The sequence below is a fragment of the Sphingomonas sp. MJ1 (PH-R8) genome, from assembly GCF_048058635.1.
Lineage (GTDB): Bacteria > Pseudomonadota > Alphaproteobacteria > Sphingomonadales > Sphingomonadaceae > Sphingomonas.
The window spans coordinates 161,853-183,836 of record NZ_JBBEFX010000002.1 but is presented as its reverse complement, the minus strand read 5'-3'; the positions used below and the strand labels follow the sequence as shown (position 1 = coordinate 183,836).

At 67.7% G+C, this 21,984-nt stretch carries 16 protein-coding genes; 8 read left to right on the top strand and 8 right to left on the bottom strand.

Annotation, left to right across the window (positions count from 1 at the left end; translation table 11 throughout):
• The first annotated feature begins 41 nt into the window (after positions 1–41).
• Entirely contained in the window at positions 42–998 is a 957-nt protein-coding gene (locus VPH46_RS02540; protein WP_416608618.1) for a TIM44-like domain-containing protein, read from the top strand.
• Between the two features lie 66 nt (positions 999–1,064).
• Here VPH46_RS02540 and VPH46_RS02535 read toward each other — a convergent pair whose 3' ends face one another.
• Genes VPH46_RS02535 through VPH46_RS02520 form a run of 4 tightly spaced genes read right to left on the bottom strand, consistent with a single transcriptional unit; the run spans position 1,065 to position 6,356 of the window.
• The gene (locus tag VPH46_RS02535) at positions 1,065–2,846 is read right to left on the bottom strand and encodes a M14 family metallopeptidase (protein ID WP_416608616.1); all 1,782 of its coding nucleotides are present in this window, start codon (positions 2,844–2,846) and stop codon (positions 1,065–1,067) included.
• Between the two features lie 11 nt (positions 2,847–2,857).
• Positions 2,858–4,219: an ABC transporter permease gene (locus VPH46_RS02530; protein ID WP_416608614.1), complete on the bottom strand. Its 1,362-nt coding sequence runs from the start codon at positions 4,217–4,219 to the stop codon at positions 2,858–2,860.
• Complete coding sequence (locus tag VPH46_RS02525; RefSeq protein WP_416608612.1) at positions 4,216–5,637, bottom strand: ABC transporter permease; 1,422 nt, start codon at positions 5,635–5,637, stop codon at positions 4,216–4,218. Before VPH46_RS02525 ends, VPH46_RS02530 begins: the two co-directional genes overlap by 4 nt.
• Positions 5,634–6,356, bottom strand: coding sequence for an ABC transporter ATP-binding protein (locus VPH46_RS02520; RefSeq protein WP_416608819.1), 723 nt, complete (start codon positions 6,354–6,356; stop codon positions 5,634–5,636). The genes VPH46_RS02525 and VPH46_RS02520 overlap by 4 nt, the downstream gene beginning before the upstream one ends.
• A gap of 136 nt (positions 6,357–6,492) precedes the next feature.
• Here VPH46_RS02520 and VPH46_RS02515 point away from each other — a divergent pair, with 136 nt between their 5' ends.
• Positions 6,493–8,610, top strand: coding sequence for a TonB-dependent siderophore receptor (locus VPH46_RS02515; RefSeq protein ID WP_416608611.1), 2,118 nt, complete (start codon positions 6,493–6,495; stop codon positions 8,608–8,610).
• 25 nt (positions 8,611–8,635) lie between these two features.
• Here VPH46_RS02515 and VPH46_RS02510 read toward each other — a convergent pair whose 3' ends face one another.
• Positions 8,636–11,413, bottom strand: a complete 2,778-nt coding sequence (locus tag VPH46_RS02510) for a PAS domain S-box protein (RefSeq protein WP_416608609.1) — start codon at positions 11,411–11,413, stop codon at positions 8,636–8,638.
• 92 nt (positions 11,414–11,505) lie between these two features.
• Here VPH46_RS02510 and VPH46_RS02505 point away from each other — a divergent pair, with 92 nt between their 5' ends.
• The 5 genes from VPH46_RS02505 to VPH46_RS02485 all read left to right on the top strand — a co-directional run bounded on the left by VPH46_RS02505 (position 11,506) and on the right by VPH46_RS02485 (position 16,585).
• Positions 11,506–11,973 (top strand): hypothetical protein, encoded by a 468-nt coding sequence (locus VPH46_RS02505; protein WP_416608607.1) that lies wholly within the window; start codon positions 11,506–11,508, stop codon positions 11,971–11,973.
• Positions 11,974–11,978: 5 nt separating this feature from the next.
• On the top strand, positions 11,979–12,503 hold the full coding sequence (locus VPH46_RS02500; RefSeq protein ID WP_416608817.1) for a spore coat U domain-containing protein: 525 nt from the start codon (positions 11,979–11,981) through the stop codon (positions 12,501–12,503).
• Between the two features lie 11 nt (positions 12,504–12,514).
• Complete coding sequence (locus VPH46_RS02495) at positions 12,515–13,228, top strand: molecular chaperone (protein ID WP_416608605.1); 714 nt, start codon at positions 12,515–12,517, stop codon at positions 13,226–13,228.
• Between the two features lie 124 nt (positions 13,229–13,352).
• A complete protein-coding gene (locus tag VPH46_RS02490) occupies positions 13,353–15,632 on the top strand; it encodes a fimbria/pilus outer membrane usher protein (RefSeq protein WP_416608603.1) in 2,280 nt (759 codons plus the stop codon).
• Between the two features lie 47 nt (positions 15,633–15,679).
• Positions 15,680–16,585 carry a spore coat U domain-containing protein gene (locus tag VPH46_RS02485; protein ID WP_416608599.1) on the top strand — a complete coding sequence of 302 codons (906 nt, stop codon included), beginning with the start codon at positions 15,680–15,682 and terminating at the stop codon, positions 16,583–16,585.
• A 99-nt stretch (positions 16,586–16,684) separates the two neighbouring features.
• Here the strand turns inward: VPH46_RS02485 and VPH46_RS02480 are convergent, their stop codons facing one another.
• The 3 genes from VPH46_RS02480 to VPH46_RS02470 are packed head-to-tail and all read right to left on the bottom strand — an operon-like array spanning position 16,685 to position 20,887.
• Complete coding sequence (locus tag VPH46_RS02480; protein ID WP_416608597.1) at positions 16,685–18,127, bottom strand: TolC family protein; 1,443 nt, start codon at positions 18,125–18,127, stop codon at positions 16,685–16,687.
• The gene (locus VPH46_RS02475; protein ID WP_416608595.1) at positions 18,124–19,206 is read right to left on the bottom strand and encodes an efflux RND transporter periplasmic adaptor subunit; all 1,083 of its coding nucleotides are present in this window, start codon (positions 19,204–19,206) and stop codon (positions 18,124–18,126) included. The genes VPH46_RS02480 and VPH46_RS02475 overlap by 4 nt, the downstream gene beginning before the upstream one ends.
• Positions 19,190–20,887: an ABC transporter ATP-binding protein gene (locus VPH46_RS02470; protein WP_416608593.1), complete on the bottom strand. Its 1,698-nt coding sequence runs from the start codon at positions 20,885–20,887 to the stop codon at positions 19,190–19,192. The genes VPH46_RS02475 and VPH46_RS02470 overlap by 17 nt, the downstream gene beginning before the upstream one ends.
• 150 nt (positions 20,888–21,037) lie before the next feature.
• Between VPH46_RS02470 and VPH46_RS02465 the strand changes: the two genes are divergently transcribed.
• Entirely contained in the window at positions 21,038–21,952 is a 915-nt protein-coding gene (locus tag VPH46_RS02465; protein ID WP_416608591.1) for a hydrogen peroxide-inducible genes activator, read from the top strand.
• Positions 21,953–21,984 lie beyond the last annotated feature (32 nt).

Here is a 21,984-nt window from a genome sequence, read left to right as displayed (position 1 = left end):
CCCATCGCACAATCGACCCAATCCCAACGCGAGGAAAAGCAATGAAGTCCTTCAAGATCGGCAACCTGGGCGCCATCGCGGCCGGTCTCGCCGTGGCAGCGATGCTCGTCGTTCCCGATGATGCGGACGCGCGCCGGAGAGGAAGCTTCGGCAGCCGCGGCGCGCGCACCTATGATGCACCGGCCACCACTACGGTGGCTCCCAAGTCCACGGCTCCGGTGCAGCGTTCGATGACGGAGAAGCCGGCTGCTTCAAGCCCGGCGGCGCAGGCCGGCAGGGCCGCTCCTGCCAGGCGCGGCGGCATGGGACGGGGCCTGCTTGGCGGCCTCATCGCGGGCGGACTGATCGGTGCGCTGCTCGGCGGCGGCCTGGGTTCGCTTGCCGGCGCAGGGATGCTCATGGCGCTGCTCCAGGTTGCCCTGATCGGCGGCCTCGTCTGGTTCCTGTTCCGCATGTTCCGTCGCAAGCCCGCGCTTGCCGGGGCGCATGGCGGCGCGATGGCGTCCCCGTTTGCCGGCTTCCAGCCGCAGCCGGCGCCGCAGCAGCCGTTCTCCCAAGGCTTCCGCAGCGCCGCCGTGGCGCCGCGCAGTCAGGACATCGACATCGTCGACGCGGACCGGCGCGACTTCGAGCGGCTGCTGATCGAGGTGCAGGACGCCTTCTCCAAGGAGGATTTCGCGGGCCTGCGTGCGCGGACCACGCCGGAGGTGATGTCCTATTTCGCCGAGGAACTCAGCCAGAACGCCACCGCCGGCCGGCGCAACAGCGTCTCCGGGACCGCGCTGATCGACGCGGAGGTGTCGGAGGCCTGGCGCGAGGAGGACGCCGACTACGCCACCATCGCCATGCGGTACGAGAGCATCGACGTGATGCTCGACCGGAGCAGCGGCGCCGTCGTGGAGGGGGATCCGGAGCGGCCGAGCCAGGCGGTCGAGCTGTGGACCTTCAAGCGCGGGATCGAAGGCCAGTGGCGCCTCTCGGCGATCCAGGAAGCCTGACGGGCTTCTGACGCGATGCACGGCGAGTCCAGGCTCGCCGTGCTCGCCCGCCCCCCTGTCTTGTGGTTAGGGCAGTGGGCGGAGCTCTCGTCCGATCGGATAGAGGAGGTAGCGGTCGTCGCGGTAGGGCGACCGCTCGATGAACCAGGCCAGCCGGGCGGCGCCGTCCGCGGCGAAGGCCGGGTCGGCCGCCAGCCGGGCGTCGAACGCACTGCGCAATGCGGGGTCGCGCGCCAGCATCGCCTCCGCCATCGGCGCGCTGGCATAGCGCTCCATGCCGCCCGACTTCTGGAGCATGCCGGGGAAGAACCCCCAGGCGAGGAACGAGTCCGGCGCCTCCGCCTCCAGCAGCGCGGCCGCGAGCAGCCCCTTGGGCTGGTCATAGGGCACGCGGACCGATCCGGCAGCCAGCGTTTCGCGCCGCCGCTCGTGCGTGAAACTGCCGGCGACCATCACCCGCTGCTCGCTCGCCGGCCCAAGCTTCGGCTCGGCCAGCCGCACCATGTCGAGGTCGAGCGTGCGCGGTGCATCGATCCGCTCGTAGCGGATGCCGTGGAGGTCGAGCCGGGCGATCACCGCGGTGGCGCTTGCCGGCACCCACCACGCCTGCGGGAGGGTGACGCTCGCCACCGGCTTCTGGCCGATGACCGGAAGCGTGAGCGGCTGGGTGCGTGCGACATAGCGCACCTCCTCCTCGCCCGAGGCGGGCGAGCGATAGCGTTCCAGTGCCATGCCGGTGAACTTCACCCATGCCTGGGGAGTCTCGTCGCGCTCCCAGCGCACCGCGAGCGTCTTCGGGCGGGCGGCGCGGTCGGCATCGATCGCGGCGCGTAGCGCAGCGGCGTCGCGGCCCGCATGACGCAGCGCCCCTTCCATCAGCGCATAGGCGCCGAGCACGCGCTGGCGATAGGGCTTGAGGCAGTGCATCTCGACCAGCACCGTCGGGATGCGGGCGAAGTCGCCGTAGCCGGTCGAGTAGCGCGGTCCCTCGGCGGCGACGCGCAGGCCCTTGCTCAGGTCCCGCTCGTCGATCGCACTGGGATAGAAATGCGGCTTGTGCCCCATGCGCTTCACGAACGCATCGACGCCTTGCGTGAAGGATCCGTTCAGCCAGCGGGTGATCGCCTGCGACTGGACGTGCCGTCCCCAGCCCGCGAAGGTGTAGGTCACGTCATAGCCGTGATCGAAGCCGTCCGACACGTGCATGTCGATGTACAGGATCGGGTCGAGCCGGTTCAACAACCGCAGCATCGCCTGCGTTTCCGGCGCGTCGGCCTTGGCATAGTCGCGGTTGAGGTTGATGTTCTGCGCGGTCGATCGGAGCCCGGGATTGTTCGGCCCGCGCTGGTTGGGGCGATTATAGGGACTGGTCTGCTCGTGCCCGTCGGCGTTGTAGATCGGCACGAACACCAGATCGACCGCGTCGAGCAGATCCGCCTTGCCGCGCAGGCCGATGTCGCGCAGCAGCATCAGCCCGGCGTCCTTGCCGTCGATCTCGCCCGAGTGGATGCCGGCCTGAATCAGCACCACCGGCTTGTTTCCTCCCCCCTTGCTGGCGCGGACGTAGTAGAGGTCGCGCCCCTCCGGGGTGGTGCCGAAGCTTTCCAGCGTCAGCAGCGGCGAGGCGGCGACCAGCCGGTCCAGCCAGGCACGGGTCTCCGCATAGCTCGGCGTTTCGGCGAAGCCGGAACGTTCGGCCGGGGTGATCCAGGGGTCCCCCGGCTTGGCGATCCATTGCTCGCTCGCGCCCGACCAGGCGAGCACCGGCGGCAGGGGTGCGCGCTCCTGGGCCAAGGCGGAAGGTGCGGCAAGGGTGACCAGCAGGCCGGCGGCGATACGAAGCGTCACGAAAGGTCCTTTCAGGCGCGGCTGGCGCCGCTGATCTGTGCGATCCGGCGGCCCCCGATGCCGAGCAGCAACCCGGCCGCAGCGACCAGCGCCAGCAGCGGTGCGATCGGGATCGAGCCCGAGGGGGCACGCGGCACATAGGCCGGCATCCAGTCAAAATCGGCGCGGGTGAACGGCCGGTCGGCGAACAGGTAGGGATAGAAGAACTGCCGCAGCTCCCGGTGAAAGGCGGCGATGCTGTCCTGATAGGCGAACTGGCCGAATTGGTCGGTGTCGGCGATCCGATGCAGCGCCCCCTGGGCAGCCACCCCCGGCAGGAAGTAGCCGGCGCGCTCGCTCCAACGCTCGCGCGCGATGAGGCTGGCGCGGTAGGCCGCGACTTCACCCGCGACCGCCTCGTCGCCGACCTGGTGCATGGCGAAGTACCATTTCCAGTGGAAGCGGCCTTCGAACCCCTCGCGGCCGCGCCATTCGGGATGGTGGACGAAGAACCGCTCGAACGTCTCTGCCTTGGGCGCGTCCCAGCCGTGATGGACGATCTCGCGTTGCGCCAGCGTCAGGTCGATGCCCTTGGCGGTCGGGATCGTCCGCGCGATCACCGCATTGGCGAGCGTGGGGAGCACCAGGGTCAGCAGGATCCAGCAGCCGATCAGCGATGCCGCCGCCGTGGCGGAGGCGCGCACCAGGCTGCCGACCAGCAGCGCGACGCCGAACCAGAAGGCGAGGTAGAGCGCCGCGACGAACAGCATCGCCGCCGCAGGCCCGACCGGTGCCGCGGTGAGTGCGCCGACGACGAACGGCAGCGCAACCGCGGCGAGCACCAGTGCGTAGCGCAGCCCCACGCGCCGCCGCCACAGCCCGCGGCCGGGCATCGACAGCAGCAGTCGCAACCGCCCGCCTTCGCGCTCGCCGGTGACGAGGTCGTGGGTCAGTGCGATCACGATCAGCGGCGCGAGATAGACCAGCACGAACGCCCAGTCGAACACGCCCGGCAGCGCCAGTTCGGCGTTCACGGCTTCGGCATCGTAAAGCTGCTGCTGCAGTCCGAGCGCGCGGACCCGCAGCACGAACGGCTGGATGTCGCGCTGGCCGATCGCGGCAAAGGCGAGCGGCGGCGGCGCGTCGTGGGTGAGGAGGAAGCTGTAATAGGCGGCATAGCCCGCGTCCCCGTCGGGCTTGCCGTGGGTGGCGGCGACCGCGGCGAAATCGCGTTGCTGCTCGGCGGCGACACGGGCGATCGTCGCTTCCTGCCGCGCGACCTGCGCGATGCCGGACCAGACGGCGAGCGACGCGAGCAGCGCCAGCAGTGCCAGCGAGACCACGCCCAGTCGCGAGCGCAGGATCAGGCGGAGTTCCGCGTGCAGGCGGCTCATCGTGCGATCCCCCCGATGCGACGCGCGGTGAAGGCGGCGAGCAGCCCCAGCCCTGCCAGCCAGCCGAACAGCACCGCCAAGCTCCAGCCGATGGTGCCACGCTCGGCGGTGAGCGGTTCATAGGGCTGATAGGCGAAACGCGGCACGCGCTTCCAGTTCTCGGCCGAGACGCGCGGGTCTTCGCCGCCGATGTGCGGGATCAGCTCCGCCTGCATCCGGTTGAGCGTCTGGACGAAGCGATAGCGAAAGCCCTCCGCCTGCTCGAGAAAATCGAGATGCGCGGCGAGGTCGCTCGCCGTCAGCGCCATCGACAGCTGCCGGATTGCGATCAGCGGGCTGACGGCGGCAAAGGCGTGGACGAAGCGGTTCTGCGTCGCCTCCCGCGCGGCAGTGTCCGCGGCAGCACGCGCGTAAAGGGCGGTGCTCAGCCGCTCGCCCTCCATTCCCACCAGCCCGGCATATTGCACCGGCAGGTCCTCGACCCGGGACACGCCGTAGCGTGCGAGCGTGCGCGCCTTGAACTCGGCGAAATAGGGATCGTCGGGGTCGTGGCTGTCGCCGATCTCGGCGAGGTCGCGGTGCAACGCCACCTCGGTCTCGATCCGCGTCGGCAGCGTGGCGCGGCCCGCCGCCACCTCGGGCAAGGCCCGCGGCAACAGGATCACACCCACCATCCAAAGGCCAATCAGCACCGCCAGCGCATCGCGCGAACGCGACACCAGCGCGGAAACCACCACCGCCAGCAGCGCCCACAGCAGCAGCCAGCCGGCATAGCCCAGCACCAGCAGCAGGGTCGTGCCCCAGCCTGCCGAGCCGGTGAGCGCAAAGCCGATCAGCACCGCAAACGCCGGCGCGCCTACCGCCAGCGCCACCGCGGCATGGCCGAGCAGCTTGCCCGCCAGCAAGGTGCGCCCGCCGATCCCCTGCGCCAACAGCAGCCGCAGCGTGCCGCGCTCGCGCTCACGCGCGACGCTGGTGAAGGCGAGAAAGATCAGCAGCAGCGGTGCCAGCGTCTGGAGCACGAACGCCGGGGTGAGCTGCCCGAAGCGCAGCAGCAACGACGACTGGCGCGCCTCCGCAAAATTGGCGCTGTTCTGGCGATGCCCCTCCAGGAAGAGGGTATTGCCCGTGTAGCTGTCGACGCCGGCGTCGAAGAAGGCGAGCGGAGCGATCGGCCGGAACACGAACTGGCCGTAATGCACCATGCGATGCGGGTGGCGATCGGGCTGGCGGTCGAACTCCGCATCGGCGCTCGCCTGGTAGCGCGTGCGATCGGCCTCCATCCGCGCGCGACGCTCCAGGCTGACGACGCTCGCCACCAGCACGAGGGCCACGAGCAGCACGGTCGCGATCACGCCGGCACGGTTGCGCAGCAGCGCGCGCCACTCCTCGCGCGCGATCCGCAGCGTCGCGCTCATGCCGGCACCTGCGGGTGCGCGTAGCGGGCGTGCAGCGCGTTCAAATCGAAGCGGGTCTCACCGGCGGCGGCGACCCGCTCCTCCTCGATCCGGCCATTGCTCAGGAAACCGATGCGGTCGGCGATGTCGACCGCGCTCAGCAGATCGTGCGTCACCATCAGGATCGCGACGTCCCGCGCCCGCGCGGTGGCGAGCAGCCGGTTGAACTCCAGCGTCGCCTGCGGATCGAGACCCGAAGTCGGCTCGTCGAGCAGCAGCACCGGCACATGGCGGGCGAGCGCCAGCGCGATGGCGACCTTCTGCCGCATGCCTTTCGAAAAACCGCCGACGCGCTTGTCCCAGGCGTGGCGCGGCAACCCGACGGCATCGAGCGCCGGGTCGATCACCGCCTCGCGACCCCGTTCCGCATCGGCCAGGGCAAGGAAATAGTCGACGTTCTCGCGCGCGGTCAGATGCTCGTAGAGCGCGACGCTCTCGGGCACATAGGCGAGCAACGCGCGTGCCTCGGCCGGCTGCGCCACCGGATCGACGCCACAGATCCGCACCGTTCCAGCCGAGGGCGCAAGGAAGCCCAAGAGGGCATTGAGCGTGGTCGACTTGCCCGCACCATTGCCGCCCAGCAGCGCGTAGATCTCGCCGCGCGCGACCATGAGGTCCAGGTCACGCAGCACCAGCCGGTCGCCATAGCTGTGGCGCACGCCACGAAGCGTGATCGCCATGTCGGATGCAGGGGTCGTGTCGGTCAACTCTCGGCCTCGCCTTTTCGATCTTGCGTTGCAGCATCCCGCCTCTATGAGACGGTGTAACATTACGCAACCCGCTGCGGCGGGCGGCATCAGCAACATTGGGGATAGCATGCGCATCTTTCGGACGGTGAAGCGGTTGGGCGCCTTCTGCGGCTCGGCATCGGCGATGGCGTTGTCCGCCACGCTGGCGCCGGCCGCCGCGCAGAAACTGCCCGCCGAGGAGCCGGCGGAAGCGCGCGAGCACGAACACAGCAGCGTCGACGACATCGTCGTGCTCGGCCGCCGCCGCGTCGATCGGGTCAACGGCTCCGATGTGGTGACGGAGCGCATGTCGCAGGCGAGCATCGCACTCGATCGCGCGATCCTGGACGACTATGGCGTGCGCCGGCTGGCCGACGCTCTCGAACTCGTCAGCGGCATCTCGCAGCAGAACAACCTAGGCGGCCTGCGCGACAATTACGCGATCCGCGGCTTCCTCGGCACGCCCGACACCGGCGCGGAATATTTCGTCGACGGCTTCCTCGCCAACCGCGGCTTCGGCCCGCCCCGCGATCCCGCCAACGTCGAGCGCATCGAGGTGCTGAAGGGGCCGGTCGGCGCGGTGTTCGGCTCGGTCGACCCGGCGGGCGTGGTCAACGTCGTGACCAAGAAACCGCAGTTCCGCACCGGCGGCAGCTTCACCGCCAGCGCCGGATCGTTCGACACCTATCGGCTGGAGGGCGACGTCGAATCGCTGCTCGACCCGAGCCTCGCGATCCGCCTAGTCGGCGCGATCGAGAACAGCGACGGCTTCCGCGACTATGTCGACCTGCGGCGCCGGCTGTTCGCACCGTCCGTGAGCTGGCGTCCGACCGAGGGCACGACCCTCACCTACCAGGGCGAGTATATCGAGTTCCGCGCGCCGTTCGATCGCGGCATCCCGGCGATCGGCGACGACGCCGAGGCGGTGCCGCGCGATCGCTTCGTGGGCGAACCCGGCGATGGGCGCGTCGCGTCCACCAACTGGCGGCATGAACTGACGCTGGAGCAGGCACTGGGGGGCGGCTGGTCTCTGGTCGGCGGCGGCGCTTATCGCGACGCGAGCATCTATGGCTATTCGAGCGAGGCCTCGACGCTGCTCCCGGACGGGACGGTGCGCCGCCAGCGCCGCCTGCGCGACTGGAACCTCACCGACTGGTCGGCGCGCGTGGAGATTCGCGGCACCGTCGAGGCGTTCGGCACCCACCGGCCGAGTGTCGGCGCAACCTTCTACGACCTCGACTTCGACACCTATCAGGAACGGTTCCGCCCCACCGCTGCCGATCCTTACCCGATCAACGTGTTCGATCCGGTCTACGGCGGCACCGCCGGCCCGCTGGTTCCCTTCACCGTCACCAACGAGCGGCGCCGGGCGGTGGCGCTCTACGCACAGGACATGTGGGAGGCGACGGACACGCTGAGCGTCGTCGGCGGCATCCGCTACGAGCATCTCGATCAGCGCATCGACAATCTGCGCACCGGCCAGCTCAGCCGGTTGAAGCGGGATCCCGTCGAATTCCGCGCCGGCATCCGCTACCGCCCCGATCCCCGCTTCGCCTTTCACGCCAATTGGGGTGAAGGCTTCCGCCCCAATTCCAGCGTGGGACGCGATGGCAACGCCTTTGCACCCGAAACGGGCAAAGGATATGAAGTGGGCGCCAAGCTGGTGCTGCCCGCCTTCCGCGCGGGGCTGAGCTGGTTCAGCGTGTCGAAGCGCAACATCCTGGCCACCGATCCGGTAGACCTGAACTTCCTTGCTCCCGTCGGGCGCATCCGCTCACGCGGTGTCGAACTGGACGGCGAGATCGACCTCGCGCCCGGCGTACGGCTGATCGGCAACTATGCCTTCACCGATGCGGAGGCGCGCGACCCCGCCTTCGCCAGCGCCGACGTGCTCAACGTGCCACGCCATTCGGGCACGCTGCAGCTGTTCGCGACACTGCCGGTGGCGGGGCGTGACCTCGATCTGAGCGCCGGCGGCACCTATGTCGGCCCGCGCGCGGCCGCGCTCGACGGCGGCGACCTGCGGCTCGACGGCTATCTCAAGGCGAAGGCGAGCGCGGCCTACCCGCTCACCGACCGGATCACCGCGCGCATCGAAGTCGACAATCTGTTCGACGAGACCTACGCGCAGAGCAGCTACAGCGCGCTCTGGATCTACCCGGGAGCTCCCCGCTCGGTGCTCGGATCGGTCACGATGCGGTTTTGAAGCACGGCGCGCGCGAAGCGCCGGCTTACCGCGTCCGCGCCGTGGATCGATCCAAGATGGCGCGGCGCAACACCCGCGTCAGGTCCTCGATCGAATAGGGCTTGTGCAACAGCTCGAAGCCGTGGCTCCCCTCCTGTGCCAGCACATGGCTGTACCCGCTGGTCAGGATCACGGGGAGGCCCGGCTCGCGGCGTCGGATCTCCAGCCCGAGTTCGACGCCGTTCATCCCCGGCATCACCACGTCCGAGAACACCGCGGCATAGTGCCGCGGGTTTTCGGCCAAGTGCCGCAGGGCGGCGTCGGCATTGGGCGCCCAGGTCGTCGTGAAACCGAGTTCGGCCAGGAGATCGGTCGAGAACGCCCCGACCTGCTCATTGTCCTCAACGACCAGGATGTGCCCCCTCCCCTGCGCCTCTTCGCGCAACTGGGCCACCGTTGCCTCACCCACCTCCGCGGGAACGCGCGGGAGGAACATGGTGAAGGTGCTTCCCTCCCCGACCACGCTCTCCACCGCCACTTCGCCTCCCGATTGTTTGGCGAAACCATAGACCTGGCTGAGCCCCAGCCCGGTGCCCTTGCCGACCTCCTTGGTCGTGAAGAACGGTTCGAAGATCTGGGCCAGCTTCTCGGCGTCGATGCCGCTGCCGCTGTCGGACACCCGCACGGCGACGAAGTCACCGGTGCTGGCACGGTGGCCCCGTACCGGAGGAATGCTGCTCGTCGGCTCGATCTCGATCCTCAGTTCGCCGACGTCTTTCATGGCATCGCGCGCATTCACCGCCATGTTGACGAGCGCGGTCTCGAACTGGCTGGGATCCGCCTCGACATAGCAGACGTCGCAATCCGTGTTGACCGCGAGGGTCACCCCGGCCCCGACCACCGTCGCGAGCATGTCCCGGATGCCTTCGATGCGGTGCCCGACGTTGAACACTTCCGGCTTGAGCGCCTGGCGCCGGGAGAATGCCAGCAGCTGGCTGGTGAGTTTCGCCGCGCGATCGGCGGTATCGGCGATGGCCTGGATGTACCGCGCCTTCTTCTCCTCCGGGAGCGTGGGACGACGCAGCATCTCGGCCGCGCCACGGATCACGGTCAGGAGGTTGTTGAAGTCGTGCGCAACCCCGCCGGTGAGCTGGCCGATCGCCTCCAGCTTCTGGCTCTGGCGCAGCGTATCCTCGATCTTCATGCGGGCGGCGACTTCCTCCAGCACCCGGTGCTCCAGCGTCTCGTTGAGCTGGCGCAGGACCGCTTCCGCCTGCTTGTGCGGCGTTAGGTCGTGCATGGCGCCGACCATCCGGCGCGCCTGCCCTGTCTCGTCGCGAAGCACCGTGCCCCGGTCGAGTACCTCGGCATGGCTGCCGTCCTTGCGTTCGAACCGATATTGCGCCGCCCAGCCCTTGTCCCGGCCGGCGATCGCGCGCTCGATGCTGCTGACGACCCGGTCGCGATCCTCAGGGTGGATCTTGCTCTTCCACCAGCGCCCGGTTTCTTCGAGGTCGCCGGGCCCATAGGCGAACATCGTGCCCATCGCCTCGGACCAGCGGAGGTGATCGGTCTGGAGGTTCCAGTCCCAGATGACGTCGTTCGTCGCCTGGGCGGCGAGCCGATAGCGCTGTTCGGTTTCCCGGAGCACGTCTTCGGCCATGCGACGATCGGATTCGTCCCGGCCGATCTTCAGGAAGCCGATCTCCTCGCCAGCGGCGCTCCGCAGTAGGTTCGACGAGCCGTTGATGAACACCCGGCTGCCGTCCTTGCGTAGGTGCCAGCGAACGTTTGCAGCGGATCGGGCGCGTCTTGCCGTCTCCGCCTCCTGGGCAGGAATGCCTGCCTCGCGGTCTTCGGGGGTGAAGAGGATGTCGACCAGTTCGCCGAGGACCTCGGCGGCGTCATAGCCAAAGGTCTTTGCGGCTCCCGGCGACCAGCTGGTGATCCGCCGGTCGGGGCTCAGCGTCATGATGGCATAGTCGGTGGCCGAATCGACGATCAGCCGCAGCCTCTGCTCGCGATCGCGGACCGCTTCTTCCGCTTCCCGGCGTTCGGTCACGTCGAGGACGAATTCGACCACCTCCTCCGCGCTGACCCGGCGCGGCGCGAACAAGCCCCACCAGCGGGTGCCGTCCTTGCGAAAATACTGCTTCTCGTACGGGATCGCCTCACCGACCGTGTTCACCTGGTGAACGGCCCATTCGGACGCGGGCCAGAACTCCGGTGGCGTAAGCTGCTGCCATGTGAGCCCCAGCGCTTCCTCGCGCGTGAAGCCCGTCATGCGCAGGAATGCATCGTTCACCCGGGTGAGCCCGAAGTCCGGCCCCCAATAGATGATACCGACGGTCTTGATCTCGAAGCTGCTCTTCAGTCGGCGCTCGGCAAGAACCCGATCGGTGACGTCGGATCCCTGCACGAAGATGCCGATCACGTCGCCGCCGGGATCCCGGACCGGCTGAAGCAGCAGGTCCAGGATCCGCTCGTCCGACGCCCCGGGAACATCGGACTGGATCGGCAGCCGCGCATCCGTGATCCGGATCGGCTCGCCGGTTCGAAAGGCTTCGTCCAGCCGGTCCACTCCCATTGCGGAAAAGGCTTGCGGAAGGACCTCTGCCGCGATGCGTCCGACGATCGGCGCATCGCCGAAAAGCCGCCGGAACGCCGGGTTGACGAGGACGATGCGGTGGTTCGGTTCCCGCAGCAGCGCCATCAGGCTGGGCGCCTGCTCGAACATCTGCGCGAGGCGCTCGCGCTCGTCCCCCTGCGTGGAGCCGAAATCGGGAGAAGGGTCGCGCGCGTCCATGATCAGGAAAACGCGCATGGGGACGTAAGTTGCCGTCCCGGCACGCGTTTGTCTGAACCGCGGCCGATCCTTCCGTCCCCCACTGCGCGCGCGTGTCTTCGGCGCCGGTGATGGCTGCGGAGCAGGCAGCCTTGGCGCGGCCGGCCCACCGCTTCGAAGACGGAGCAGCAGCCTCCAGTCAGGGGAAATCTCAGGACCAGCTTGGGCTTATCCTGATGGTTCCGAACCGCGCACGAGGCAATTTTCTTATCCGTAGTTCTGGGATCCCAGCGGAGACGGTCATGTTCGGCAGCAGGCTCGATATTCTGGTTGCTTTGCCAAAGAGTGTAAGCACCAGAGAGATCGACACCGGCGCCGACGCTTCGGTCGACTATGCCAATTCCAGTGCTGATCAATCGATTCGCGGACACGATTCAGGTGCGACGCCCGTCTTCAGTATTCTGAAGGGGCTTTCATCCTCGCCAACCTCAGAACAACAGCAATCGAGCCGGACTTTGCGAAAGACCTCCGTCATGCTCAACGGGTTAGGCGCGCTTTTGGCAAACTTAACCCTTCATACGTCGGCCAAAGGAGTTTGATCATCATGCGACGATCGTCAGCCATCGCCTATGTTCTTGCCTTTGCGTCGGTCACACCGGCCTATGCCCAGGTAAACCAGGATACCGGATCCCTCGATGTTCGCCTGATCGTCGAGGAAGCATGTGAAATCTCCTGGCCCGGCAGTACGATCGGCGGGGGTGACGCGGAACTGGATTTCGGAACCACATCCCGGATCGACGCGGCAATCGACCGGGAGATTGGTACCGGCACGGTCGGCGGCATCGAGATACGCTGCAATGCGGGCACGACGTACGACGTCGCGTTCGGCACGGGGGAGAACGCCGCCAACGTCGATGGCCGGGCGATGCGGGGTGCGGTGAACACCGCTCAGTTGATCCCCTACCAGATCTACAGCGACGCTGCGCGGACCAACGTTCTTTCGGTGATCTCCGTAACCGCCAACGGCGCCTACCAGCCGCTCCCCATCTACGGTCGGGTGCCCCCTTTGACTCCGGCGCCACCTGCCGACCGCTATACCGACAACGTCATCGTAACAGTCAGCTTTTGAAGGAGATCGCGATGTACGTGCGTTTGTCCGTCGCCCTTGCGGCTCTTCTCACCGTCCCGAGCACCGCCGCGCCGCAAGCATCCCTTCGGGTGGAACCGCTGCGTGTCGCGGTAAGCGCGCCATCACAGGCATCCGCGATCACGCTCCAGAATACCAGCGCCGACAAGATCGGGGTCCAGATGCGCGTGTTCGAATGGTCGCAGACGAACGGGACCGATACGCTCAAGCCCACGACGGATGTGGTCGTGAGCCCACCGGCGACGACGATCCCCAGCGGCGCTTCCTATACCATCAGGATCGCGCGCACGGCGGGCGCGGTGGCGAGCGGCGAGAAAAGCTATCGGCTTTGGGTGGATGAACTGCCCGCCCCGGGACGGGAAGGTCCCGCGGCGCGCACGGTCGACATCCGCATCCGATACGATCTGCCGGTCTTCTTCGGCGCAGCGAACGCCTCCCCCAAACTTTCCTGGAAGGCGTATCGGTCGGGCGGCCGCTTGATCGTGGAAGCGACGAACACTGGCACGGGTCACGCGCGCGTCGAAGCGCTGACCGTGGGGAACGTGTCGTTTGGAAGCGGTCTCAACGGGTATGTTCTACCCGGAACGATGCGGCGGTGGACATCGGGCGCCAATGCCTCGCTTCCCCCGACCAACGCCAACCTGACACTTGTGGCCGAAGTTGGCGACCGTGAAGTCCGCACACCGATCGCGGTCGCGAGCAACTGACCTGTGCCTCTTGCCCGCGCTGATGGTGGCGACTGCTGGCGTGAGCTGGAATCCCGTACCAGCACGCGCCCAGTCAAATCCTCAGGCGGGCATCGCACTCATTCTTGAGGCTCGGGTGAACGGCGTGCGGTCTCGCTTGCTGTGGGAGTTCGTCCAGCTTCCCGACGGAACCCTCGCGGCAACGGCCGAACGCCTGCGCAGCCTCGGGCTGAAAGTTCCGGCTGCGCCCTCTCCGGCAGATCTCGTTCGCCTGGATGACCTGCCGGGCGTCACCTACCGCTATGTCGAAGGCGCGCAATCGGTAGAGATCGATGCGACCGACGCCGCGGTCATTCCGATGGTGCTGGATGCGGGGATCGCCCCCCGGAACATCGATCTGGACAAGCTTAGCCGCAACACCGGCGCCCTGCTCAACTATGGGGTCTATGCCGATCTTGGTGACGACAGCCAGGCATCGGCGCAATATGACCTGCGCATCCTCACCCGCCTGGGGGTCGCGACGACGACCGGATATGCCACTCTCGCCGCAGACGGCAGGGACAAGATCGATCACACGCGCCTCGACACCTACTGGCGCATGGTCGATGTGAGAACAGCGATCGCGCTGACGCTTGGCGATACGATCGGCGGCGTGGGCGAGATGACGACCGCCTATCGGCTTGCCGGCATCCAGATTCAACGCGATTTCGAATCTCGGCCCGATCTGATCACCACCGCGCTCCCGATGCTGAGCGGATCGGCGGCGGTCCCCTCCACGATCGACCTGTATCTGAACGGGCTGCGCTACTATTCGGGCTCGGTGGGCCGCGGCCCCTTCCAGTTTCGTTCGCTGCCCAGCATGGGCGGCGGCGCGACCGCGACGGTCGTGCTGACGGATGCGATGGGACGCGAAACGACCATCAGCAAGCAATTGTTCTTCGTTCCCCGCCTGTTGCCGAAGGGAAAGCTGGATTTCTCAGTCGAGGCTGGCCTTCCCCGGCTGAACTACGGCGCCAAGTCCTTCGATTACGCGTCCCGCATCGCGGGCTCCGGAAGCGTCCGATATGGCGTTTCCGACGCGTTCACCGTGCGGAGCCATCTCGAGGGTATGGGCGGCCACGTCCTCGCGGGCGTGGGCGGCACGGTGCGAGTGGGCGGCTTCGGGGCGATTTCTGCGGGCGCCTCGGCAAGCCGCTTCCGGAAGCACACCGGCACGCGCTTGTTGCTGGAAGCGCAGGCCCGCCTGCTGGGCATCGACCTGTTCGGTGGGATCGAACGTTCGGACGCCCACTACCAGACGCTCGTGGGGGCAACCGCCCTCCATGCCGCACAGCGGGCGGATCCGCTGGGCGATCCCGACCCGAGCCTGCCACCAGATCTGCTGCCGACACCGGACGACGATCCGTTGCTCGTGGCGTTCGCACGCAGGATCGAACGTGCGGGCGCGAGTTTCTCGATCGCCGGCACGGGGATGAACCTGGCCTACACCCGGGTCAAACTCGTGGAGCAGGATCTGCGCGTCGCGAACTTCTCCGCGCAACGCGGGTTCGGGTCGAACGTGTCGCTGTGGGTCAATGGGTACAAGGACTTCGGCGACGACAGGAGATATGGCGTTGCCCTGGGACTGAGCGTGGCCCTTGGCCGGCGCAGCACGGCATCGGCGAACGTCGCGCACTCGAACGATGCGACGCGGATTTCGTCGCGTCTCTCCTACAACACCGGCTATGGGGAGGGTTCCTGGAACGTCAATCTTTCCAGCCAAGAGGTCGTCTCCGGCGTCGGGACCGACTACCGCGCCGCCGATGTCCGGTATCGAGGACATAACGCCGTCGTCGGCGGGGGGATCGACAACTTCGGCAACAGGACGCGGGTCAACGGCTTTATCGAGGGATCGATCGTCGCGATGGGTGGCGTGTTCCTGGCGCCGACGGTCGACCGAAGCTTCGCCGTAGTCCGCGGCGCCGGTCCCAACACGCCGCTGCTGGTCGATTCGCGGAAGGTCGGACATACCGATGCACGCGGCCGTGCGCTGTTGCCCTCGCTGCGCTCTCTGGCGGTCAACCGCATCGAGATAGACCCGACCAACCTCCCGCTCGACCTGAGCGCCGCCCGAACCGAGATCGAGGTCGTCCCCGACGACCGGGCCGGGGTCATCGTCGACTTCGCCGTTCGTCGCGAGGCATCGGCCGTGGTCATTCTGATCGACGGCGCGGGTCGGCCGCTGGCGCTGGGTTCGGTGCTGACGGTGGAGGGCGTGGGCGACCCGATCGTGGTTGGGCACGATGGCCGTGTATTCCTCACCGGGCTAGCCGAACACAATCGCCTCCTCATCCAGCGGGCGGACGGGGGCGAATGCCGCGCAAGCTTCGACTTCCTGCCGATCGCGGGGAACTTGCCGCAAGTCGGGCCACTGGTATGCCAATGATCCGTTCGCTTCCTGGCCGTTCCGGACGCCATGCCCCTGCCATCCTGATGCTGCTGGCTGCCTTGGTGGCCCTGCTTGCTTTGCTGGCGCCGCAGCCGGCGAAGGCGAATACCGTCTGTTCGCTCACCACCCAGCCGGTGACGCTCGATTTCGGCAGTTCGCTCACCGCCAGCGGGGATGTCCGCTACACCTGCCGGAGTTTCGACCCGACGCCCAGGACCTTCACCATCTGCATCGGCATCGGCAATCCAAGCTACCCGGGAACAGCCGACCAGCCCAAGCTCCTGAACGGTGCGAACACGCTCGATTTCAACGTGTATGTCGATCCTGCTGCTACCATAGTCTGGTCCAAGACGCTGCCGATCGCGCAATCCGTCACGATCGCAGCGGGGGGCACTACCAGCGGTGTGCTGACGTTCTACGGTCGAATACCCGCCGGGCAGCCGTCCCCCGTCGGAACGTACCAGGGCTTTTTCTTCAACACCGTTCTGGGGTTCCTGGCCGCAGGATCGCAGACCTGCGTCTCCCAGCTGAATGACCTCAACGGACTGGATTTCAGCATCAACATCACGGCCAACCTTGTCGAGGCGTGCAACCTGGGCATTATTGAAGCCGTGGATTTCGGCGCGCCCGCGGGCTTCTGGACGGAAGTGGACGCGGTCGGCTCCGTCCAGGTGACATGTCCAGCCGGGACCAGCTGGGCGCTGAGTTTCGATGGCGGGCAGTTTCCCGATGGAAGCGAACGTCGCATGCGAAGCGCGGGCGGCGATCATGTGCCCTACCGACTCTATCGTGACAGTGCCCGATCGCAGCTCATCCCGATCGACGGGACGATCGCCGGGACGGGAATAGGCGCCGTGCAGTCCAACCCCGTCTACGGCCGCGTGACCATGCCGATGCCCCCCCCGGTAGGAAGCTATGCCGATGCGGTGACCGTGGTCCTGCACTTCTAGTCGCCGGAACCGAAAGGCTTCTCGGGGCTGCCGACGCCGCGCGGCGCCTTCGCCTCCCCCTCCCTCACTTGCCCCGCGCGTTCGCACGCCGGGTCAATCCTAGGGTTGCAACCCCAAGGCGACCCGATCCGCTGTTGCCGCGGCGAGTTCGGCGCGGGCTGCGGCGATCCGCGCCTGCGCGTCGATCAGGCGCACGCGGGCGTCGTTGGCGGTGTCCTCACGCTGGTTCACCAGGAAGAAGTCGCTCGATCCAAGCGCGAACCGCCGTCGCTCGCCTTCGGCCAGGCGCTCGGCCAGGACCCGTTCCTGTTCGGCGGCTTCCGCCAGTCGTTCGGCTGCGCCCAGCGCAATGGTGATACCCTCCACCTCCACCGCGACCTGGTCGCGCAGGAACCTGCCGCGCGCGTTAAGGGCGTCCATTTCCGCTCTGGCTTCGGCGACGCGCCCCTTGGCGGCGCGGTTCTGAAGCGGCACGGAGAAGCGGAAGCCGACGATCGCCTCCAGCGGGGTGCGGCTGGAGCCCCCGAGCCCTTCCGGTCCCACATCCTTGCCCAGCTCGCCGCGCAGGTCGAGGCGGGGCTTGAGTTCGTTCTCGGCCTGCGCCAGCCGCAACAGCGACTGGTCGATGCGCGCCAGCACCGTCTGAATGTCGGGGCGGCGCGCGGCGAGCGCGTCCGCCTCGACGGACGCCACCGATGCTACGCCCCCCAGTGCGCCGGCATCGGTCGGAAGCCGCTCGGCCCCGACCACCAGAGGCTCGCCGTTCTCGTCGCGCAGATAGAGCGACAGCGCGTTTGCCGCCGCCTGAAAATCGCCTTCGGCCCGCACCACCAGCGCCCGGCGCCGCACCAGATTCTGCTCGTTTTCCGTGAGCAGGATCTGCGGCCGGGCACCCAGTTCGACCTGTCGCGCGATTGCTCCCCGCCGGCTTTCCGTCAGGGCGAGAAGGTCACGATACGCACGCAGCCGGAGGCCCGTGGCGACCCAGTTCTGGTAGGCGTCGATCGTCCTTCGCTGCACGCCGATCGCGACGGCATTCGCCTCGAAGCGGGCAAGGTCCAGATCGCCTGCGGCCAGCGTGCGGCGGGTACGGCGTTCGTCCACCAGACGGTCGCGCAACAAGGCATACAGCACACCGACCTTCAGCTCGCCGGCCCGGTTGGTGTAATATTGGTCCTCGTAGATCGGGAAGCTGCCGCGCGACACGCGGTAGTTGCCATAGGCATAGCCGCCGTTGTCGGTGAACGGGCGGGTGGCACGCCCCTCCACCACGCTGCCGTCGTAATAGCCGAGCGCGCGCGACCGGCCGTCCACGTCGAACACCGTGTCGAACGCACCTTCGGCGGCGAGCGCCCGGCCTTCCGCCTGGCGGATGCGGGCGAGCTGCTCCACGATCTGCGGTGCGGCGCGCGCGGATATGCGCAGCACCTCGGCAAGTGTCAGCGGCGCGGGCGCGACATCGGCCGTGGGGGGCAGGGTCTGCGCGCTCGCGGTGCACGGTGCCAGGCACAGCAGTACGGCCAGTCCGACGCGCACGATCATTTTGCCTTGCCCGCCTTCAATGCCGCCTTGGCTTCGTCTTCCTTGGGCGCGCCGCCCTTCGTCACGGCCTCTTGCGATTGTCCGAAATCGAGCGGGAAGTCGTTGAGCTGACGCCAAAGCTCATACCCTACCGACACGGTTTCCCCCTGGATCCAGCCCTGGACCTTGCCGCCGAGCCGCACGAACCGGCGATCGGGCCATGCCGGCTTGCCGGGCACCGGCTCGACCAGGATGCGGAACATGCCGGACGCCGAAGCCGTCGGGTCGAGCGAGCGTACCCTGCCGTCGAACAGTCCGTGCGCAACCGCGGGCCAGCCGCTGAACTGGATGGCCGGCCAGCCTTCGAACTCGAGCCGCACCGGTCGGCCGGGCTGGATCAGCGGAACGTCGCGCCCGTCGACGAACAGCTCCACCGCCCGCTCCACCCGCTCCGGCGCGACGACCGCCAGCACGGTTCCGGCAGACACCAGCGCCCCGCCGGCAGCGGCATTGATGCTCTGGATGCGTCCGTCGCGCGGTGCGCGGACCAGCTGCGCCGACTGCCGATTGAGCTGGACATCGATTCGGTTGAGCTTGGCGCGCGATTCCGCGAGCTTGGCCGCACCATCGGCGACCTTGATCTGCGCCTGTTCGTAGTCGCGTCGCGATCCCAGTCCTTCGGCCAGCAGCTGGCCGCTGCGGCCCACGTCGATGGCGGCAACGGATTGCGCCTGGCGCACTGCCGCGATCTCCGCCTCAACCTGGGCGCGTTCGGCGGCAAGCCGGGAAAGAAGGTTGGGATCGAGGTCGACCACCCGCGCGATCGGATCGCCGGCGGCGACATGCTGGCCGTCATGGACGTACCAGCGCTCGACCCGCCCGCCCACGAGGGCGGACACTTCCTGCGCGCGATCGCCGGGATCGAGCGCGGCAACCTGGCCTTGGCCCTGCGCGGTTTGCACCCACGGCACGGCGAACAGGATGAACACCGATACGCAGATCCCGATGGTCACCATCCAGGCGAGCGCGACCAGCATGCGCGGCGGGCGCTGCCGTGCGAGCATTCCGAAGTGCGAAAGATGTTCAGGACGATAGGGCATCGGCCTCCTCCCCATGGGCAAGGTGGTCCTGGAGATCGCGAAGCGTGGCGAAGCGCTGCTGATGCTTGGAGCCGAGATGGAACCAGCCATCCAGCGCCAAGTCCTCCGGACGACCGCTGAACAGCAGCGTGGTGGTGCCGCGCGCCTTCAGCATCCGCAGCACGCTCGCCAGCCGGCCGGGTGGTAGCAGGTCGTAGAGCTGCCCGAGCATCAGCAGCCGGGGCGCGACCAGCAGGGCATTGGCGAGCTTGAGCGCCATCATCGCGCCCAGCCCGAGCGGATAGCCGGTCGAGGCGAGCGGCGTGTCCAATCCCTCCGGAAGCCGCGCGATCCGTTGCTGAAGCCCCACCGCCGCCAGTGCCTCCTGCATCCGGACGGCCGACACGTCGCTCGCGGCGAGCGACAGATACTGGCGGATCGTCACCTCCGCGATGGTGGGCCGGTCGAGCACCAGCACCTGCGAGCGCAGCAGATACATATCGAGGGCTTCCAGATCGGCACCCCCGATCAGCACCAGCCCCTGTTCGGGCTGGACATAGCGTTTCAGCAGCATCGCGAGCCTGCGTTCCGCCTCCGGCTCGGCGACCACCACCAGCTGTTCGCCGGCATCCACCGCAAAGTCGAAGCGTGCATTTTCGAACGCCACGTCCATGAGCCTGAGCGCACCGTCGCCGGGAGCGCCCGCCTCCCCTACCGGCGGACGCTCCTGAGGAAGCGCGAACAGCAGCGACAGCTCCTCCGAACCGGCCACCAGATCGTAGAAGATGTCGAGGTAGTAGCCGAGCTGCGAGATGCCGTAGAACACGCCCGACAGGATGAGCTCGGCCGCCACCAGCTGGCCCACCGACAGCTCGTTCCTGAGGATCAGGTTGCCGCCCAGCGCCAGCAACGCAGCGCTGGCGAATGCGTAGATCAGCAGGAAGCTCAGCGTCTGCGCGAACGTGTACCGGAACAGGCGGCGGTGCGCGCCGACATAGGCGGCCGTCATCGCCTCGGATCGGTCCATGGCGAAGCCGAGGTGCCGGCTCGACTTGTAGAATCCGTTGGAGCTGCCCACGCTTTCCAGCCAGCGCGCCGTGTCGTGCTTGGCATGGCTCAGCGCGACCGACCCGGTGATCGCCCCGCGCTGCCAGATCAGCCAGACCAGCAGCACTGCGATCACCAACACGACGTTGAAGGCAAGAAAGAAGGGGTGGTAGAAGCTCGTCACCACCAGCCCGACCACCGCCTGCAGCAGGATGGTGAACGCGCCGATCACGAGGCCGGGCACCGCCTTTTGAACAACGGTGAGGTCGAAGTAGCGATTGAACAGGTCACCGCGGCCGGCGTCGCCGAAGAACGGGTTCTGCGCGTGCACGGCACGCACGGTAACCTCCGCCACCACCCGGGCGAACACGCGTCGCTCGAACGCCGCCATCAGGTACACGCGCGCCGCGCTCAGAGTCGCGACCATCAGCAGCAGCAACAGCAGCACGCCGGACAACGACCACAAGGGCGCTGGCATGGCGATATTGGCGACACTGTTGATGAGCAACTGGACCGAGATCGGCGTCGCCAGCGACAGCAGGCTGATCGCGATCGTGTACACGATGCCCAGCCGCACATAGGCGGTGTCGGGTCCGACAATCTCCGAGATCCAAGCTATCGCCTGTCTGAAGCCAATCCGCTTGCCCGCCGCCACTTACGCCTCGCACCGCTGCTGCCTGGGCCGGCCCCATTCCGGGAAAGCCCCCAGAGAGGCAAGGCAGAGCCGTCTATGCAGCCCATAGGACCTGCCTATCAAATTTGTGGAAATGCTGGCATCGGTCGCCAGCCAATCGTGGAAGCCGCCATGCCCACCCTTCGTCAGCTTCAGTACCTGGTGGCGATCGCCGATACCGGGTCCTTCGTTCAGGCCGCCCGATCGGTGCGGGTCAGCCAGCCGAGCCTCAGCCAGCAGATCAAGGCGCTGGAAGCGCGCCTGAACGTCTCGCTGTTCGATCGCGCGGCGGGTGGCGCCATCCTCACCCCGATCGGCCGAAGCATCGTTGCCCGGGCGCGGCAGGTGCTGGGCGAAGTGCGCGATATCGAGACGCTGGCGGCGGGGGCCGCGGGCGGCATAACCGGCACGCTTCGCCTGGGCACCACGCCGACGCTGGGCCCGTACCTCCTCTCGCCGATCATCGCAGACCTGCACCGCGCGGCACCGGGCCTGCGCCTGTACGTGCGCGAGGGCATCCCCGACCGGCAGGCGCTCGAACTCTCCCGCGGCGACCTCGACGTCCTGCTCGGCCCGTTGCCGATCATGGGGGAGGATCTGGTGGTGGAACCGCTGTTCCGGGAACCCCTGCATCTCGTGTCCGCCGTCGACGCCGACATCGCGGCGGCCGGCACCGTCGATCGGGCGCTGCTGTCCGGGCAGACCCTGCTGTCCCTCGACACGCGCCACCATCTTCACCGTCAGGTCGCCGGCATCGCGGAGGAATTCGGATTGGCGCTCAGCCGTGACTATGAAGGCACCAGCCTCGACAGCCTTCACCAGATGGTCGCGAGCGGCCTGGGACTGTCGGTCCTGCCGGGGCTGTACCTGTCGTCCGACGTCGGCGGATCCGCGGGTCTCGCCGTTCTGGACGTGGCCGGCTGGAACGCCCACCGCTCCATTGCGCTGGCGTGGCGAAGGTCGTCCGTCATGGACCAGGCCTTCCGGCTCATCGCCGATCATGTGCAGCGTGCCGCAGGGATGTGGTCCACGCCGCAATCGGCGTAGGAGCCTTCGAAAACAGCTGCACTCGGCGTTCC

Excerpts from the sequence above, each read along its gene's own strand:
- VPH46_RS02540 (WP_416608618.1), top strand. The coding sequence starts at position 42 with ATGAAGTCCTTCAAGATCGGCAACCTGGGCGCCATCGCGGCCGGTCTC.
- VPH46_RS02530 (WP_416608614.1), bottom strand. The coding sequence starts at position 4,219 with ATGAGCCGCCTGCACGCGGAACTCCGCCTGATCCTGCGCTCGCGACTG.
- VPH46_RS02525 (WP_416608612.1), bottom strand. The coding sequence starts at position 5,637 with ATGAGCGCGACGCTGCGGATCGCGCGCGAGGAGTGGCGCGCGCTGCTG.
- VPH46_RS02520 (WP_416608819.1), bottom strand. The coding sequence starts at position 6,356 with ATGGCGATCACGCTTCGTGGCGTGCGCCACAGCTATGGCGACCGGCTG.
- VPH46_RS02515 (WP_416608611.1), top strand. The coding sequence starts at position 6,493 with ATGCGCATCTTTCGGACGGTGAAGCGGTTGGGCGCCTTCTGCGGCTCG.
- VPH46_RS02510 (WP_416608609.1), bottom strand. The coding sequence starts at position 11,413 with ATGCGCGTTTTCCTGATCATGGACGCGCGCGACCCTTCTCCCGATTTC.
- VPH46_RS02505 (WP_416608607.1), top strand. The coding sequence starts at position 11,506 with ATGGCTGCGGAGCAGGCAGCCTTGGCGCGGCCGGCCCACCGCTTCGAA.
- VPH46_RS02500 (WP_416608817.1), top strand. The coding sequence starts at position 11,979 with ATGCGACGATCGTCAGCCATCGCCTATGTTCTTGCCTTTGCGTCGGTC.
- VPH46_RS02495 (WP_416608605.1), top strand. The coding sequence starts at position 12,515 with ATGTACGTGCGTTTGTCCGTCGCCCTTGCGGCTCTTCTCACCGTCCCG.
- VPH46_RS02485 (WP_416608599.1), top strand. The coding sequence starts at position 15,680 with ATGCTGCTGGCTGCCTTGGTGGCCCTGCTTGCTTTGCTGGCGCCGCAG.
- VPH46_RS02480 (WP_416608597.1), bottom strand. The coding sequence starts at position 18,127 with ATGATCGTGCGCGTCGGACTGGCCGTACTGCTGTGCCTGGCACCGTGC.
- VPH46_RS02475 (WP_416608595.1), bottom strand. The coding sequence starts at position 19,206 with ATGCCCTATCGTCCTGAACATCTTTCGCACTTCGGAATGCTCGCACGG.
- VPH46_RS02465 (WP_416608591.1), top strand. The coding sequence starts at position 21,038 with ATGCCCACCCTTCGTCAGCTTCAGTACCTGGTGGCGATCGCCGATACC.